The organism is Nordella sp. HKS 07, assembly GCF_011046735.1.
Lineage (GTDB): Bacteria > Pseudomonadota > Alphaproteobacteria > Rhizobiales > Aestuariivirgaceae > Taklimakanibacter.
On sequence record NZ_CP049258.1, the window covers coordinates 2778217 to 2793373 of the forward strand.

14 protein-coding genes are annotated in these 15157 nt (G+C 63.0%); 3 read left to right on the forward strand and 11 right to left on the reverse strand.

Features of this window, described 5'->3' with window-relative positions:
• Nucleotides 1–88: 88 nt before the first annotated feature.
• From G5V57_RS13120 to G5V57_RS13160, 9 genes are all read right to left on the reverse strand, one after another.
• Complete coding sequence (locus tag G5V57_RS13120; protein WP_165167938.1) at nucleotides 89–1054, reverse strand: ABC transporter ATP-binding protein; 966 nt, start codon at nucleotides 1052–1054, stop codon at nucleotides 89–91.
• The gene (locus tag G5V57_RS13125) at nucleotides 1051–2025 is read right to left on the reverse strand and encodes an ABC transporter ATP-binding protein (RefSeq protein WP_165167939.1); all 975 of its coding nucleotides are present in this window, start codon (nucleotides 2023–2025) and stop codon (nucleotides 1051–1053) included. The genes G5V57_RS13120 and G5V57_RS13125 overlap by 4 nt, the downstream gene beginning before the upstream one ends.
• Nucleotides 2022–2954, reverse strand: coding sequence for an acetamidase/formamidase family protein (locus G5V57_RS13130; protein WP_165167940.1), 933 nt, complete (start codon nucleotides 2952–2954; stop codon nucleotides 2022–2024). The genes G5V57_RS13125 and G5V57_RS13130 overlap by 4 nt, the downstream gene beginning before the upstream one ends.
• Before the next feature lie 202 nt (nucleotides 2955–3156).
• Nucleotides 3157–4776: an ABC transporter substrate-binding protein gene (locus G5V57_RS13135; protein ID WP_165167941.1), complete on the reverse strand. Its 1620-nt coding sequence runs from the start codon at nucleotides 4774–4776 to the stop codon at nucleotides 3157–3159.
• A 49-nt stretch (nucleotides 4777–4825) separates the two neighbouring features.
• Nucleotides 4826–5746: an ABC transporter permease gene (locus G5V57_RS13140; RefSeq protein ID WP_165167942.1), complete on the reverse strand. Its 921-nt coding sequence runs from the start codon at nucleotides 5744–5746 to the stop codon at nucleotides 4826–4828.
• Nucleotides 5746–6597, reverse strand: coding sequence for an ABC transporter permease (locus G5V57_RS13145; RefSeq protein WP_165167943.1), 852 nt, complete (start codon nucleotides 6595–6597; stop codon nucleotides 5746–5748). Before G5V57_RS13145 ends, G5V57_RS13140 begins: the two co-directional genes overlap by 1 nt.
• Nucleotides 6598–6646: 49 nt before the next feature.
• The gene (gene pgi, locus G5V57_RS13150) at nucleotides 6647–8278 is read right to left on the reverse strand and encodes a glucose-6-phosphate isomerase (protein WP_165167944.1); all 1632 of its coding nucleotides are present in this window, start codon (nucleotides 8276–8278) and stop codon (nucleotides 6647–6649) included.
• 3 nt (nucleotides 8279–8281) lie between these two features.
• Entirely contained in the window at nucleotides 8282–9232 is a 951-nt protein-coding gene (locus tag G5V57_RS13155; RefSeq protein WP_165167945.1) for a carbohydrate kinase, read from the reverse strand.
• A gap of 133 nt (nucleotides 9233–9365) precedes the next feature.
• Nucleotides 9366–10061 (reverse strand): helix-turn-helix domain-containing protein, encoded by a 696-nt coding sequence (locus G5V57_RS13160; RefSeq protein ID WP_165174084.1) that lies wholly within the window; start codon nucleotides 10059–10061, stop codon nucleotides 9366–9368.
• A gap of 185 nt (nucleotides 10062–10246) precedes the next feature.
• Between G5V57_RS13160 and G5V57_RS13165 the strand changes: the two genes are divergently transcribed.
• The gene (locus G5V57_RS13165) at nucleotides 10247–10573 is read left to right on the forward strand and encodes a DUF1330 domain-containing protein (RefSeq protein WP_165167946.1); all 327 of its coding nucleotides are present in this window, start codon (nucleotides 10247–10249) and stop codon (nucleotides 10571–10573) included.
• Nucleotides 10574–10602: 29 nt separating this feature from the next.
• Entirely contained in the window at nucleotides 10603–11574 is a 972-nt protein-coding gene (locus tag G5V57_RS13170; protein ID WP_165167947.1) for a helix-turn-helix domain-containing protein, read from the forward strand.
• A gap of 1 nt (nucleotide 11575) precedes the next feature.
• Here the strand turns inward: G5V57_RS13170 and G5V57_RS13175 are convergent, their stop codons facing one another.
• Nucleotides 11576–12049, reverse strand: coding sequence for an SRPBCC family protein (locus tag G5V57_RS13175; protein ID WP_246737614.1), 474 nt, complete (start codon nucleotides 12047–12049; stop codon nucleotides 11576–11578).
• A 235-nt stretch (nucleotides 12050–12284) separates the two neighbouring features.
• On the opposite strand from G5V57_RS13175, the gene G5V57_RS13180 reads away from it, so the two are divergent.
• Nucleotides 12285–13094 (forward strand): aldo/keto reductase, encoded by an 810-nt coding sequence (locus tag G5V57_RS13180; RefSeq protein ID WP_165167949.1) that lies wholly within the window; start codon nucleotides 12285–12287, stop codon nucleotides 13092–13094.
• Between the two features lie 33 nt (nucleotides 13095–13127).
• On the opposite strand, the gene G5V57_RS13185 is transcribed toward G5V57_RS13180, so the two are convergent.
• Entirely contained in the window at nucleotides 13128–14777 is a 1650-nt protein-coding gene (locus G5V57_RS13185; protein ID WP_165174086.1) for an adenylate/guanylate cyclase domain-containing protein, read from the reverse strand.
• Between the last annotated feature and the right edge of the window lie 380 nt (nucleotides 14778–15157).

Consider the following 15157-nt stretch of genomic DNA (forward strand, 5'->3'; position numbering starts at 1 on the left):
AGCAAACCCGCCAAGATTGCAGACTTTGGCGACGAGCGTTTGCACCCGGATTTTCATTTCGCTGCGACGCGCGCTCACTCGAATCCACTCAAGGCCCCGGCGCCGCCGGCCCGTAGAGATGGCATTCGACCCGGGCGCTGCCGGCGCCCGTGACGGTGGGCGGCGCGCTCCGGCGGCAGATTTCCATGACCTTCGGGCAGCGCGGATGGAAGCGGCAGCCTTCCGGCACCGCTTCGGGAGACGGCGGATCGCCCGTGAGCACGATGCGCCGGCCCTTCTTCGCCCCCGGCACCGCCGAGACCAGTGCCTCGGTATAGGGATGGTTCGGCTGGCGCAGCACCTGTGATGCGGCTCCTTCCTCGACGATGCGGCCGAGATACATCACCAGGACACGGTCGCTCACATGCTCGACCACCGAGAGATCATGCGAGATGAAGATATAGGACAAATCGAGGCGCGATTTGAGATCGATCAGCAGATTGAGGATCTGCGACTGGATAGAGACGTCGAGCGCCGAGACCGGCTCGTCGAGGACGAGCAGCCTGGGCTCGAGCGCGATGGCCCTGGCAATGCCGATGCGCTGGCGCTGACCGCCCGAAAATTCATGCGGGTAGCGTCCGGTTGCCGAGCGGTCGAGGCCCACCATCAGGAGCAGATCCTCCACCTTGTGCCGGCGATCGCCGCGCTGGCCCACGCCATGGATGTCGAGCGGCTCGGCGATGATCTGGCCGACCGTCATGCGTGGGTCGAGCGAGGCGAAGGGATCCTGGAAGACGATCTGCATGTCGCGCCGCCTCCTGCGCAGGCTGCCCGGCTTGAGCGCCAGAATATCCTCGCCGTCGAGCAGCACGCGCCCCGAGGTCGGCTCGATCAGGCGCAGCACAAGCCGCGCCAAAGTCGACTTGCCGCAGCCCGATTCCCCGACAATGCCCAGCGTCTCGCCCTTCTTGAGCGTCAGGCTGACACCGTCGACGGCGCGCGCAACCCCTTCGCCGCCGCGCGCTTTGTAGTGCTTGACGAGATTTTCGGCGACGAGGAGGGGGCGGCTGGTCATGGCACCGGATTCCAGCAGGCGGCGCGATGGCCGTCGCCGGTGAGCGACGGCACATCGTGCCGGCAGCGCGGCAGCGCCCGGTCGCAGCGCTCGGCGAAGCTGCAGCCGCGACCGCGCTCGCCGGGCGGCGGCACCGTGCCCGGAATGGTCGTGAGCGTCTGGCCACGCCGGGCATGGCGCGGCGCCGCGGCGAGAAGGCCCGCCGTATAGGGATGGCGCGGCCTGGCAAAGAGCTCACTCGCCTTCGCCGTCTCGGCGATGCGGCCGGCATACATGACGACGACATGATCGCACATCTCCTCCACGACACCGAGATCATGGGTGATGAGCAGGATGGCGATGGCGCGCTCGCGCTGCAGCGCCTTCATCAATTCGAGGATCTGCGCCTGGATGGTGACGTCGAGCGCGGTGGTCGGCTCATCGGCGATCAGCAGCTTCGGCCCGCAGATGAGCGCCATGGCGATCATCACCCGCTGGCGCAAGCCGCCCGACAATTCATGCGGATATTGCGCATAGCGCTTCTCCGGCCGCCCGATGCCGACTTGCGTCAGCATATCGAGCACCAGCGGCCTGGCGTTGCGTGCATTGAGTCCGCGATGCAAGAGCAAGGCCTCGGCGATCTGCCCGCCGATCGTCATGGTCGGATTGAGGCTCGTCATCGGCTCCTGGAAGATCATGGCGATCTTGTCGCCCCTGATCGCGCGCATCGTCATCTCGTCCGCCTGCGCCAGATCGCTGCCGTCGAAGGCGATGCGCCCCGCCTCGATGCGCGACGGCGGCGACGGCAGGAGCCGCATGATGGTCTGCGCCGTAACGCTCTTGCCGCAGCCCGATTCGCCGACGAGGCCCATGGTCTCGCCGGCGGCGACGGTGAAGGAGACATCCTCGACGACCCGGATCGGCCCCTCTTCCGTCGTGAAGCCGATCGAGAGGCCCTGGACGGAGAGGAGCGCGGGCAACGCGTCGGTCATTCAAACACGACGCGCGGGAAATACAGCGAAACGACCCAGTTCGGCATGTCGACGATTTCGCTGATGCGCAGATCGGCGCAGACCGAGCACAGCATATAGGCCTCGACGGCGCTCATCTTGTGGCGCTTGGTCAAGAGGTCGATCATGCCCATCACCGCCTGGCGCGCGCCTTCGAAGAGATCGGGGCCGATGCCGGTCGTCACCTCATAGCCCTTGGCATCGAGATGGCGCGAGACCGGTCCGGGTGTCGTGAAGCGCGGGAAGGCCAGATTGGCGCCCTTGATCAGCTCGAACTTGGCCGCGACCTTGCACGGGCTTTCGATCGCCGTGCCGCAGACCTCGCCGTCGCCTTGCGTCGCATGCGTGTCGCCGACGCTGAACAATCCGCCTTTCACCTCGACCGGCAGATAGAGCTCGGCGCCTTGGGCGATATCGCGGATGTCCATATTGCCGCCCATGCGGCGCGGCGGCACGATCGAATGCGTGCCGGGCTCGGCGGGGGCGAGGCCGATCGTGCCGCAGAAGGGCTTGAGCGGCACGCGCCCGCCCGGGCCGAACATGGCCGGTGCGAGCGTGCCCGGGTCATATTTCCATATATGCAGCGCCGGGTCCTTGAACTGGTCGGCGAGCAGCCCGAAGCCTGGGATATTCGCCGTCCAGCCCCAACCGGACGGCGTGAAGGAGAGCAGCGTGACCTTGATCGCGTCGCCGGGTTCGGCCCCGTCGATATAGACGGGACCCGCCACCGGATTGAGCTTGCCGAAATCGAGCCGGCCGAGCTCCGCCGTCGTCGATTGCGGCGTGATCTGGCCGCCGGAAGAATCGAGCGGGTCGAACTCGATCGATTCCCCGGGCGCGATCGTCACCACCGGCTTGTTCGCATTGGACCAGCCGAAATGGCACTGATGGATGGTGTGATTATGTTTCATGCTTGATGAGTCCTGTCCTTTTTACCCTCGCCCCCAACGGGGGAGAGGGAGGGGCCCAATGCGAAGCATTGGGACGGTGAGGGGGAACCGGCGGTGAACTTCTCTCGCGCCTCGCGCAGTTCGCTCGGCCTGTTCCCCCTCACCCTAACCCTCTCCCCCGTGGGGGGAGAGGGGATTCAGCCGTCATCGCGTCATGGCCACGCTATTGGGCGTCTTTCGCGAAAATATAGTCGTAGTGGATCGGAATATGGATCGGATCGGTATAGAGGATCGGATCACCACCGAGCCTTGCCGAATGAAAGGTGAAGCGCTTCTCGTTGAAGATCGGCGCCCACGGCGCGTCCTTGAGCACGTCGTCGAACACGCTCCTCCATTCGTTGATGCGGGTCGCGGCCTGGTCGGCCTTCACCATCGTATCGGCGTTCTCGGCGCGTCCATCGAGCTCCTTGTTGCAGTATTTCGACCAGTTCCAGCCGCCTTCGACGGCGCCGGCGCAGCCCAGGATGCCGTAGTAGAAATTGGCCGGATCCGGGAAGTCGGCGATCCACGCCATGCCGCCCGACCAGATCATCGGCGCCTTGCCGGAGCCGCCGGCGGCGATGACCTCGGCCTGCGCCAGAGAGCGGATCTCGGCCTTGATGCCGACCGCGGCGAGATCCTGCTGGATCGCCTGGGCGATGCGCGGATTGGGATCGACATTCATCGCATAGAGCTCGGTGGTGAAACCTTCCGGCTGTCCGGCCTCGGCGAGCAGCTTCTTGGCTCCCTCGGGATCATACGGATAGCCCTTGTTGTCCTTGTTGTAGCCGGGCATGGCGGGCGGCAGCGCCTGGGTTGCCGGAACCGCGCGATTATTGACGAGCCTGACGATGCGGTCCTTGTTGATCGCCATATTGACCGCCTGACGGACTTTCAGATTGTCAAAGGGCGGTTGGGTGACATTCATCGTCACATAGCCGGTCTGCAGCTGATCGCCGATGGCGACGAGATCCTTGTTGGCGGGATCGGCCATGATCTCGGTGAACTGGGCGGGCGGAATCCCGTCACCCATGATGTCGACCTCGCCATTCTTGAGCCTGAGGATGGCGACGGTCGGATCCTGGCCGAATTCGAAGGTGAGCTTGTCGAGATAGGGCACGCCCGGCTTGTAATAGTCCTTGTTGCGCTCGAGCACGATGCGCTGGCCCGGCACCCATTCGGTGAATTTGAAGGCGCCGGTGCCGACCGGCTTCTTGCCCCAGTCGGCGCCCGCTTTCTCGACTTCCTCCTTCGGCACGATATAGGCGAAGTTGATCGCCATCAGATGCAGGAAGGTGGCGTCGGGCCGGGTGAGGGTGATGGAGACCGTCTTGTCGTCGACGATGCGGATGCCGGAAAGCTCGGTGGCCTTGCCGCCCGCCATCGCGTCATAGCCGTCGATGGCGCTGAAATAGCCGCCCCCCGGGCTCTGCGTGGCCGGATTGACGGCGCGCTCGATGGAATATTTGACATCGGCCGGCGTCATCGCGCGGCCATTGTGGAATTTGACGCCGTCGCGCAGCTTGAAGGTGTAGGTCAGGCCGTCATCGGAAATGGTGTAGCTTTCGGCGAGATCGGGCTCGAGCTCGGTGGTGCCGGGCTTGTAATCCATGAGCCCGTCGAAGATCGACTTGATGACCGACCAATTCTGCCAGTCATAGCCCACTTGCGGGTCGAGCGTGGTCAGGTCGTTGTTGAAAGTCACGACGGCCGCACCCCCTTGCTTGGGGCTTTGCGCCAAGGCGTACGGGGCCGAGGCGAGGAGGGCCAAGGCGGCGGCGGTCGAAATCAGAAAGGCTCGCATGGTCAAATCTCCCTGTTATTTTATATATGAACTAAAATCGCACCGCATATCAGCGCAAGCGGATGCGCGGGTCAATCAGGGGGGCGACGAGGTCGGCCAGAAGGTTTCCCGCCACGATAAACAAGGCGGCGACCGTCGTTATCCCCATGATGATCGGAATGTCGAGCGACTGGATGGCCTGCCACATCAACTGGCCGATGCCCGGCCAGCCGAAGACATTCTCCACCACCACCACGCCCGACATGAAGATTCCCACATCGAGCCCGATCATGGCGATGATCGGCAATATGGCGTTGCGCAGGCCGTGGACGAGCATCACCCGTTTCTCGCTCATACCCTTGGCGCGCGCCGTCCTTATATAGTCCTGGCGCAGGATCTCGATCATCGAGGAGCGCATCATGCGCGAATACCAGCCGCCGCCGGCGAGCCCCAGCGTGACCGCCGGCAGGATGAGATGACTGAGCGAGCCATAGCCGCTCAGGGGAAACCAGCCGAGCAGATAGGAGAAGAAATAGAGGAGGCTCAGGCCCAGCACGAATTGCGGCGTCGAGACGGTGAGGAAGGACAGCGTCATCGCCACCTTGTCGCCGCTCCGTCCGCGCCGCGCCGCGGCATAGAGCCCGGCCGGGATGCCGATCAGGAGCTCGGCGATGATCGCCCCCAGCATGAGCAGCAGCGTAGCCGGAAGCCTGGAGGCGATGAGCGGGCCCACTTCGCTCTTGCGCGCATAGGAGATGCCGAAATCGCCGCGCGCCAGTTTCTGCGCATAGCGGACATATTGCTCGACCAGCGGCCGGTCGAGGCCGAGCTGGATGCGGATCTGCTCGCGCATTTCGGGCGTCGAATTGCGCCCGGCGATCATCGCCACGGGATCCGCCGGGATGAGGAAGGTGAGGCAGAAGGTTACGATCGTCACCCCCACCAGGATGAGGGCCGATGCCGATAGGCGCCTGGCGAGATAGAGAAGCATCAGCGCCGTCCTCTCTGCGTCGGGTCGAGCGCGTCGCGCAAGCCGTCGCCCGCCAGGTTGAAGGCGAGCGCCACGATCAGGATCGCCGCCCCAGGTATAAAGACAAGCCAGGGAGCGTTGAGGAAATAGGACTGGCTCTCGAAGATCATCATGCCCCAGGCGGGAGTCGGCGGCTGCACGCCGCGGCCGAGGAAGGAGAGCATGGCTTCGAGCAGCACCGTGGTGGCGATGCCGAGCGTCGCATAGACGATGATGGTGGGTACCAGATGCGGGATCAGGTGGCGGAACAGGATGCGCGGGCCCGAGGCTCCGAGCGCCCGGGCCGCCTCGATATATTCTCGCTCGGCGAGCGAGGTCGTCTCGGTATAGATGACGCGCGCGATCTGCACCCAGTTGACGAGCGCGATGACCACGATGACGATCGACAGGCCAGGCTTCAATATTGCGGTGAGCGCGATCGCCAGCAGCAGGGGCGGGAAGGCCATCATCAGGTCGGTGAAGCGCATGATGGCGGCGCCGACGAAGCCCCGCGTATAGCCGGCGACGACGCCGAGCAGCGTGCCGATCAGAACCGCGATGCCGTTGGCGACGAGGCCGATCAGGAGCGACGTGCGGGCGCCATAGAGAAGGCGCGAGAGCTGGTCGCGGCCATTGGTGTCGGTGCCGAACAAGAAGCGCTCATTGGGCGGCAGGGGCGCGCCCTCGAGGGTGAGGCCGTCGAAGAACTGCTCACTGGGGTCGTAGGGGGCGACGACCGGCGCCAGGAGGGCCGCCAGCACGACGATGACGATGACCGCGAGGCCGAAGAGCGCGACCCGGTCTTTGCTGAATCTCTTCCAGAAGGAGGACATGTCCCCTGAGTGAGGCCGAAGGGCCCGAGACTGTCAATACGCCTTAACCCTAGCGCAAATTCCGCAGATGGGCGACGAGGCCCTGGGTCGAGGCGTCGCGCATCTGGGCGTCCTCCTTGCCCTCGACGACCGGCAGGAGGCCGGTCGCCAGCTCCTTGCCGAGCTCGACACCCCACTGATCGAAGGCATTGATGTTCCAGATCGCCGCCTCGACGAAGACACGGTGCTCATAAAGCGCGATGAGGCGGCCGAGCGTCCGCGGGTCGAGCTTCTTGTAAGCGATGGTGAGCGAGGGCCGGTTGCCGGTGAAGACGCGGTGCGGCGCCAGCCGTGCCGCTTCCGCCTCGCTCTTGCCTTGCGCCAGCACTTGCGCCGTGGCTTCCGCGAGCGTGCGTCCGCGCATCAGCGCCTCCGACTGCGCCAGGCAATTCGCCATCAAAAGATTGTGATGGTTGGCCAAGGCCGGCTCATGCGATTGCGCGCCGATCAGGAATTCGACCGGGATCACGCTGGTGCCCTGGTGGATGAGCTGGAAGAAGGCGTGCTGGCCGTTGGTGCCGGGCTCGCCCCACACCACCGGGCCGGTCTCGGTCTCGATGGGCGTCCCGTCGCGTTCGACGCCCTTGCCGTTCGATTCCATGTCGAGCTGCTGCAGATAGGCCGGAAGCCTGGCGAGACGCTGGTCATAAGGGATGACGGCGCGTGTCGCATAGGCGCAGATATTGCGGTGCCAGGCGCCGATGAGGCCGAGAGTGATCGGCAGATTCTGCTCGAGCGGGGCCGAGCGGAAATGCTCGTCCATCTCATGCGCGCCGGCAAGGAAATGGCCGAAATTCTCAGGCCCTATGGCGATCATCAGCGGCAGGCCGATGGCTGACCATACCGAATAACGCCCGCCCACCCAGTCCCAGAATCCGAAAGTGCGTTCTTCGCCGATGCCGAAGCCCTTGACCCGGTCGAGCGCCGTCGAGATCGCGGCGAAATGCTTGGGCACCGCCATCTCGCCCAGATGCTTGACGATCCATTCGCGCGCCGAATGCGCATTGGTCATCGTCTCGATGGTGGTGAAGGTCTTCGACGCGATGAGGAACAAGGTGCGCGCCGGATCGAGATTCTTGATCGTATCGGCAAAATGCGCGCCGTCGACATTGGAGATGAAATGGAGGCGCGGTCCGTCATGATAGGGCGAGAGCGCCAGCACCGTCATCGCGGGGCCGAGATCGGAGCCGCCGATGCCGATATTGACCACATCGGTGATGCGTTTGCCGCTCGCGGTGGCCATGGCGCCCGAGCGCAGGCCGGTGGCGAAGTCGCGCATCTGGGTCAGGACGTGATTGACCTCGGGCATGACGTCCTTGCCGTCGACGCGCATCGGACGGTTCGAGCGGTTACGCAGCGCCACATGCAGCACGGCACGTTGCTCGCTGGTATTGATGGGCTCGCCCGCGAACATCTGGTCGCGCTTGGCTTCGACGTCGCTCGCCGCCGCGAGCGCGTGCAGAAGCTTCATGGTCTCGGCCGTCACCGCGCATTTCGACCAGTCGAGCAAGAGATCGCCGAGAGAAAGCGAGAAATGCTTGAAGCGCAGCGGATCGTCGTTGAAGGCCTGGCGCATGTCGCGCACGCCTTTGGTCGCGCGATGCTGGAGCAGGGCATCGAGAGCGCGTTTGGAAACGGTCATGCATTATCCTTCGAGTTTGTGGGCCAGTTCGTGAGCCCATGGCGGATCGGCGCCCGGCCGCGACACCGTGACCGCGGCCGCCTTTACAGCGAACTTCAATGCCGCGACCACGCGCTCCTGGTCAAGTGCCGCGATGGCAGGCTTGTTCAGGAGGTTTTCGCCGTGGAGCCAGGCGAGAAGCCCGGCGGTGAACGTGTCACCCGCCCCGATCGTATCGGCCACTTTCACCTGGACGCCGGGAATTCCGCATTCGAATCTTGACGTGAACGCCAGCGCGCCGTCCTTGCCGCGGGTGACGACGACCAGCTTGGCGCCGCGCTTCAGCCAATCTTTGGCGAAGGCTTCGGCACTGCTTCCGGGAGCCATCCAGGCGAGATCTTCATCGCTCATCTTGATGATATCGGCCATCGCCACGATGCCCTCGACGCGGGCCCTGTGGCTGGCACGGTCCTTGATGAGATTGGCGCGGATATTGGGATCGAAGTGGATCACGCGCCTTTGATGCTCGCGCCGGCACAGCGTCTCGAAGGCTTCGCCGCAGGGCTCGATGGCGAGGGGGAAGGAGCCGAGATGCAGCGCGCTGACGGGCTCGGGAAGAACCGGAAGATCTGCCGGCGCCAGCATCCGGCAGGCCGAGCCTTCATCGATGAAGGAATAACGCGCCTGGCCGTCCTCGAATTTGACGAAGGCCGCGATCGTGTAGCGCTCGGACACGGGGGCGAGTGAAATATCGACATGGCTGGCTGAAAGCGCTTTGCGCAATTCATCGCCGAAGAAGTCGCTGGACAGGCCGCCGAGGAAAGCGGATGCGATGCCGAGCCGGCCGAGCGCGATCGCCGTATTGAAGACCGAGCCGCCGACCTTGGGCTCGAAAGCGGGAGCGCCTTCCTGCGTGAGACGCGGGATGAAATCGGTGAGCGCTTCGCCGCAACAGAGAATTGTATTCGGCTTCATATCATCCCCTCATACCGCGGCGGCCGCCTGCCTCTCAGGATGCAAGCGGCGCGATTGCGAATCAACACATAAACCGGGGCAAGTTCATTTGTCGATTCGTATCGGGGGATGAATTATGCTTCGATATTACGACTTACGCCGCAACGCGTTTAGGCTCGATCGCGAACGGGCTGAGCCCGAGCCATGTCTGCATGCTGTTCGCGATATCGCGATCTCCGGTCAGGACGACTTTCTCGCGCTCTCTCGCAACCGTCGTATGTCCCATCCAGATCGCCGTCATCGTGCGCAGGTCCGTTGCGACATACAGATCGACATCGAATCCGGGGTCGGACCAGCAGAGATCCACCTCGCCATCCGGTTCGACGACCAGCCACCAGAACCGCTTCGAAGCCGGGAGTTCCGCATACAAAAATTGTATCACCGCCCGCCTGTCGGGCAGCGGAGAGGGGTTCAGATTGCGCCGCATGTCCCACATCAGCAAGGACGGGTCGAGATTCTTGAGTGACTGGCGCGCCTCGACCCATTTCTGTCCCCAGAATCCCACCGCCTCGACAACCGAGCGGAGGTCCTTGCCTGACTCTGTCATGTGGTATTCAAACACGCCCCGATCCGACCGGTGGGCCTTCCGCTCGATCACGCCGGCGGTCTCAAGTTCCTTGAGTCGTTGCGATAAAAGCGTCGGCGACATCTTCGGCACGCCGCGGCGGAGATCGTTGAAGCGCGTGGTTCCGGCCACCAGCTCGCGCAGCAGCACCATGGTCCAGCGCGTGCACAGGAGCTCGGCGGCCATGGCGACGGGACAGAACTGCTTATATCCAGGATGGGTCATGTTTTCAGCCTTTCCGGGCGATGTGGCAAAACCATAGGCGCTTGGGCCGCCGCGCATCTAGTAAGGAAACTGTACCGGCCCGTTACGCTTCCTGGACTGGAATGTTCCGGCCCTCTTCTGCCAGGCTTGGGGCAGGTCACAGGGCATCCTGTGCCCGGACAACCGATTGCAGGAGCATGAAGACAATGACGGTTTATATGATAGCGGATATCAAGGTGACCGATGCGGGCTGGGTGCCGGCCTATGCGGCGTCGGTGCATGATCTCGTGCACAAGCATGGTGGCAGGTATCTGGCCCGCAGCGGGAATGTGAAGACACTGGAAGGCAGGCCTTTGGATACCAGCCTCATCGCGCTCATCGCGTTTCCCTCGCCGGAAGCAGTCAAGGCCTTCGCCGCCGATCCGCAATACGCCCCTCACCTCGCCGCCCGCCAGAAAGGCAGCGAAAGCCGCTTCCAGTTGATCGACGACACCGACGTGGCCGGAACGATACCCTATTTGCCCAAGGGCTGAGTGCCGGGGAATTTGTCCCGATGCCAAGGATGGCCCGCACTAGTTTTGGCACATTTTCGCTTTCGACCAATGGCGTGCCCGAGGCTGATCGCATCAGGGTCTTGCGTGAGGCGCTCGGGCACGTGATGCGGCTCGATGTCGAGGCGGTGCCGGGACATCCTTTCCATGCCGATCTGACACTGCGGATAGTGCCCGGCCTCGGCATCGTCTCAGGGCCGCATTCGCCCTTCCAGGCGGGAAGGTCGCGGGAACCGATTGCCGATGGCCATGACGATCTGGTTCTGCTCGTGCGAACCGGTGGTGGTGTCCTGTTGCGCCGCAATCGGGAGATCCCGGTTGCCGCCGGCGACAGCATCCTGCTGTCGAGTGCCGATGCCGGGACATTCCTGTTTTCGTCGGGGGCGGGAGTCCTGGCCCTTAATTTTCCGCGCGCCCCGCTGAAACCGCTGCTGGGCGATATCGATGCTTCCCATCGAAATCCAGTGCCGCGCAACGACGCTCTGCGGCTGCTCGAAGACTATCTGTCGGTGCTGGAGAACGATCAGCTTCTCGCCGACCCCGTTTTGGGTCGCGCCGTGGTGGCTCATGTCTATGATCTTATCGCTCTGGCGGTCGGGGCGAAACGCGACATTGCCGATCAAGCCGGCCAGCGCGGCCTGGCCGCGGCGCGTTTGTGTTCCATCAAGGCGGACATTGCCGATAGTCTTCATCGCGGCTGCGACATATCGGTTGGCAGGCTCGCGGCACGTCAGCGGGTCACGCCCCGCTACATCCAGATGCTGTTCGAGAGCGAGGGCACGACATTCACCCGGTTCGTGCTCGGCGAGCGGCTTGCCCGCGCCCATCGCCTGCTGACCAATCCCAATGTCCCGCACCGCGGCATCGCGGCGGCGGCATTCGATGCCGGCTTTGGAGACCTGTCTCATTTCGTCCGCAGTTTTCGCCGTGCCTATGGCGCCAGGCCGTCCGACGTGAGGCATCGGGCGGCCGGGGCGCGATGAGCTAAAGCTTCTTCTTCAATCCCGCGAAGCCGGCCTGATAGATGCCGGTGATGGTCTTCACGACGTCGGCTTCCGGGGCGCCCTTGGGATCGAAGCTCGACGACCATTCGACGGTGCTGGTTCCACCCGCGCCCGACACCTTGATGGTGGCGATGTAGTTCTCGATCGGCAGCGGGCTCGAGCGGATGCGGTATGTGTAGGACATTCCGGCATCGTCCCAGCGCTCCAGCGACTCGACCAGCACGCCACCGTCGCCCGTGGTCAGGGTGCGGAACTTCTTGCCGTCCGTTTCGGTCATCTCACACTTCGCGACGATCGGAAGCCACGACCCGATGTCGCAGAATTCGCCGATCGCCGCCCAGACCTTGGCGGGCGCGGCCGTGATCTCGATCTTCTTCGACACCGAAGCCGCTTCCGCAACCTGTGGCGCGAGACATGTCGCGCTCATGGCGGCGACCAGTCCTATCAAACGCATTTCCGTCTCCATCTTCTCAAGCGAGGCTTCGAGTTTTCGAATTCGCGGGCGATATCTATCGGACCCGGTGCTGGACGGCTTGGGCGCAAGCGAAGCGCGAGATGGCCGCAAACGAAGGTGGCGCATCGGTCGTATTGGGGGCTTCGGATCTGGCGCCGGGCGTAAATTGTCTGGCTCAATGGAAATCGGTCGATTAATGTGCCGATAGGAAAAAGTAGCTTCAGGGAGACGGGCCATGAACACGGCCAATGGCATCCCTTTTCTGGGATATGGCACTTACCCGCTGACCGGCGCGGAATGCCGCGACGGCGTCGCCATGGCGCTCGATCTCGGCATTCGTCATATCGACACGGCCCAGCTCTATGACAATGAGAAGGATGTCGGTCAGGCGGTCGCCAGATCCGGCCTCAAACGCGACGAGATATTCCTGGTGACGAAAGTCGCGCGCGACAATCTGGACCGCCGCCATTTCACGCATTCGGTCGAGGAGAGCCTTGACAAGCTGGGTGTCGAGCAGGTCGATCTCCTGCTCATCCACTGGCCGCCGGCGGAAGCCGATTTCGACCAGGCCATCGATGCGCTCTGCGCCGCCCAGGCCTCAGGGCTCGCGCGTCAGATCGGCGTCAGCAACTTCACCATAGCACTCATGAAGCGGGCGGCGAAACGCGCCTCGCATAAGCTCGTCAACAACCAGGTCGAATTCCATCCCTTGCTCGACCAGTCGCAGGTGAAGGCCGAGGCGGAAAAGCTCGGCATGGTGCTGTCGGCCTATAGTCCCTTGGGCCGGGGCGCGGTGCTGAAGGATCCGGTGGTCCTCGAAGTGGCGACCCGCCTCAAGCGGCCGCCCTCGGAGATCGCCCTGCGCTGGATCATCCAGCAGGGCGTGGTGGCGGTGCCGATGACGACCAGGCGCGAGAATGCCAGGAGCAACATGCGGGTTCTCGATTTCGAACTGTCGCCCGCCGACATGGCGAGACTCTCGCAGGCGTCGCAACAGAATCGCCGCCTGGTCTCGCCCCTGGGTTGGGCGCCGAAGTGGGATTGAGAGAAGTTATTCTGATTCCCAGGCCGTTGGCGGTCATTCGGGCAGCCCCGCTTTGCGATAGCCCTCGACAAACCGCTCGAGGGTCGAACCGTCGCGGAAGGGCTGGGTTTCAGCCCAGTATCGAATCGTGAAATGCGGATTGCTCATCATAAACAGTTCTGCCTCTTGGTGCGCCTCTTCGAGGCGCCCAAGTTGCGCTAGGCTAGCGGCGAGCATACGGCGGGAAGTCGTTCGATAGGTTTCGGGCCTGCGAAATGTCTGAACAGCGGTTTCGTAGTCACGAAGCGCATATTGGGCCTGCCCCAATAGCCAATAGTACCAACCAGGGGGATGCGGGTTGAGCCTGAGCCCCTTTTGAACATGCTCAATCGCGTCAGCCGGCCGACCGCTCCCAGTTAGCAGATCGGAGCGCATCGCCCACGCATCAGCGTTGTTCGAATCTATGGCGAAGGCGGCGTCAAACTCAGCGTCTGATTCTTCCCACTGGAGATCATGCCCAAGAATGACAGCTAGCACCCAGCGGTTCCCAGCGTCGTTAGGATCGAGCGCTACCGCGCGCCGTGCTTCCTCGACGGCCTTTACCCGATTGGGGTCCATCGGTTCGTCCCAGAACTCCCAGCTCAACCACAAATTAAGCGCCAACCAACGATGGGCCTCAGCATACTCCGGATCGATCGCAATCGCGCGTTGCATAAGAAAGGTTGCTTCGCGGCATGCGAGCGCGGTCTGTATGCTCAAGCCGCGGGCGCGCACGCAAAGATCATAAGCCTGCATATTTGCAGGTCTGTTGCGGACAGGTTGTTCCTTCAACCGGCCGATCAGCGCTTGGATAATCTTAGAGGTGACCTCGTCCTGAACCGCAAAGACATCCTCGAGACTGCGATCAAAGCGCTCAGCCCACAAATGCCCGCCGCCAGTTGCATCGATAAGCTGAACATTAACGCGCACTCGTCCCGCTGATCGCCGCGCACTACCCTCCAGAAGATAGCGAACGCCCAATTCGCTTGCGATCCGGCGCACATCCACCGACCTACCCTTGTAGGCAAAGGTCGAATTTCGAGCGATGACGAACAGGTCATCATTCCGAGAAAGATCGGTAATCAAGTCCTCAGTCAACCCGTCTACGAAAGATTCATGCTCGGGGTCGGTGCTCATATTAATAAAGGGAAGAACGGCGATCGACGGTTTGCTAGGAAGTGCGAGCTTTGGTGCCTCGCTTCGATGGGTATCGGGCAGGATTCTGAACACCCGGATCGCACGCTGTATATTCTTGAGTTCCTTTTCGCCTATATCTTCGAACTGGAGCTCCAATCGGTTGCCGACCTGCTCACGGACAACTCCGGATACGGCTACGCAACCAGGCAACGCAATGCCCTCTAGCCTCGCTGCGACATTCACCCCGTCTCCAAATATATCATCACCCTCGATTACCACGTCACCAAGGCTTATTCCGATACGAAGCAGAATCGCACGATCATCGGGCACATCGGCATTGCGCGTCTTGCCGCCCCGCTGGATTTCGACCGCGCATGCTACCGCATTCACCACGCTCGGAAACTCAGCAAGTACGCCGTCGCCGGTGGTCTTGAAGATGCGGCCGCGGTGCTCGGCTATCTTGGGGCCGACTAACTCGGCCCGCAGCGCCTTGACCGCGGCCAGCGTCCCAGCCTCATCCTCGCCCATGAGCCGGCTGTAGCCCACAACATCGGCGGCGAGGATGGCGGCTAACCGACGTTCCAAGTCCGTGCCTCCCTCAGGCGGGCCGATCCGACCCAGCTGAATGCTACGCCAAAGAACAGACCGAACCAAGGGCAACTCCAAGGCAAGTCGTCGATCGGTAATTGATGGCAATATCCGAGTCGGGTCAGATTCGGCTGATCATGGTGATGGACGGGCCGGTCTGCTATTCCATTAGGTGGCTGGGACGTCGCCTTGGGATCATTCGCTACCGGGTCAAGCCAGCGGCAAGTTCGGCCCATGTCAGTTGTGCCCTGACAGCAACTAAATTCTACAGCACAGTAAAGTGACACCACGGACCACTTCCGGAAGTGCGGCTGTCCATG

Bases quoted from the DNA above. Each gene is read 5' to 3' on its own strand.
- G5V57_RS13140 (WP_165167942.1), bottom strand. From the start codon at position 5,746: ATGCTTCTCTATCTCGCCAGGCGCCTATCGGCATCGGCCCTCATCCTG.
- G5V57_RS13185 (WP_165174086.1), bottom strand. From the start codon at position 14,777: ATGGGCGAGGATGAGGCTGGGACGCTGGCCGCGGTCAAGGCGCTGCGG.
- G5V57_RS13165 (WP_165167946.1), top strand. From the start codon at position 10,247: ATGACGGTTTATATGATAGCGGATATCAAGGTGACCGATGCGGGCTGG.
- G5V57_RS13160 (WP_165174084.1), bottom strand. From the start codon at position 10,061: ATGACCCATCCTGGATATAAGCAGTTCTGTCCCGTCGCCATGGCCGCC.
- G5V57_RS13175 (WP_246737614.1), bottom strand. From the start codon at position 12,049: ATGCGTTTGATAGGACTGGTCGCCGCCATGAGCGCGACATGTCTCGCG.
- pgi (WP_165167944.1), bottom strand. From the start codon at position 8,278: ATGACCGTTTCCAAACGCGCTCTCGATGCCCTGCTCCAGCATCGCGCG.
- G5V57_RS13120 (WP_165167938.1), bottom strand. From the start codon at position 1,054: ATGACCAGCCGCCCCCTCCTCGTCGCCGAAAATCTCGTCAAGCACTAC.
- G5V57_RS13125 (WP_165167939.1), bottom strand. From the start codon at position 2,025: ATGACCGACGCGTTGCCCGCGCTCCTCTCCGTCCAGGGCCTCTCGATC.
- G5V57_RS13155 (WP_165167945.1), bottom strand. From the start codon at position 9,232: ATGAAGCCGAATACAATTCTCTGTTGCGGCGAAGCGCTCACCGATTTC.
- G5V57_RS13145 (WP_165167943.1), bottom strand. From the start codon at position 6,597: ATGTCCTCCTTCTGGAAGAGATTCAGCAAAGACCGGGTCGCGCTCTTC.
- G5V57_RS13135 (WP_165167941.1), bottom strand. From the start codon at position 4,776: ATGCGAGCCTTTCTGATTTCGACCGCCGCCGCCTTGGCCCTCCTCGCC.
- G5V57_RS13180 (WP_165167949.1), top strand. From the start codon at position 12,285: ATGAACACGGCCAATGGCATCCCTTTTCTGGGATATGGCACTTACCCG.
- G5V57_RS13170 (WP_165167947.1), top strand. From the start codon at position 10,603: ATGGCCCGCACTAGTTTTGGCACATTTTCGCTTTCGACCAATGGCGTG.
- G5V57_RS13130 (WP_165167940.1), bottom strand. From the start codon at position 2,954: ATGAAACATAATCACACCATCCATCAGTGCCATTTCGGCTGGTCCAAT.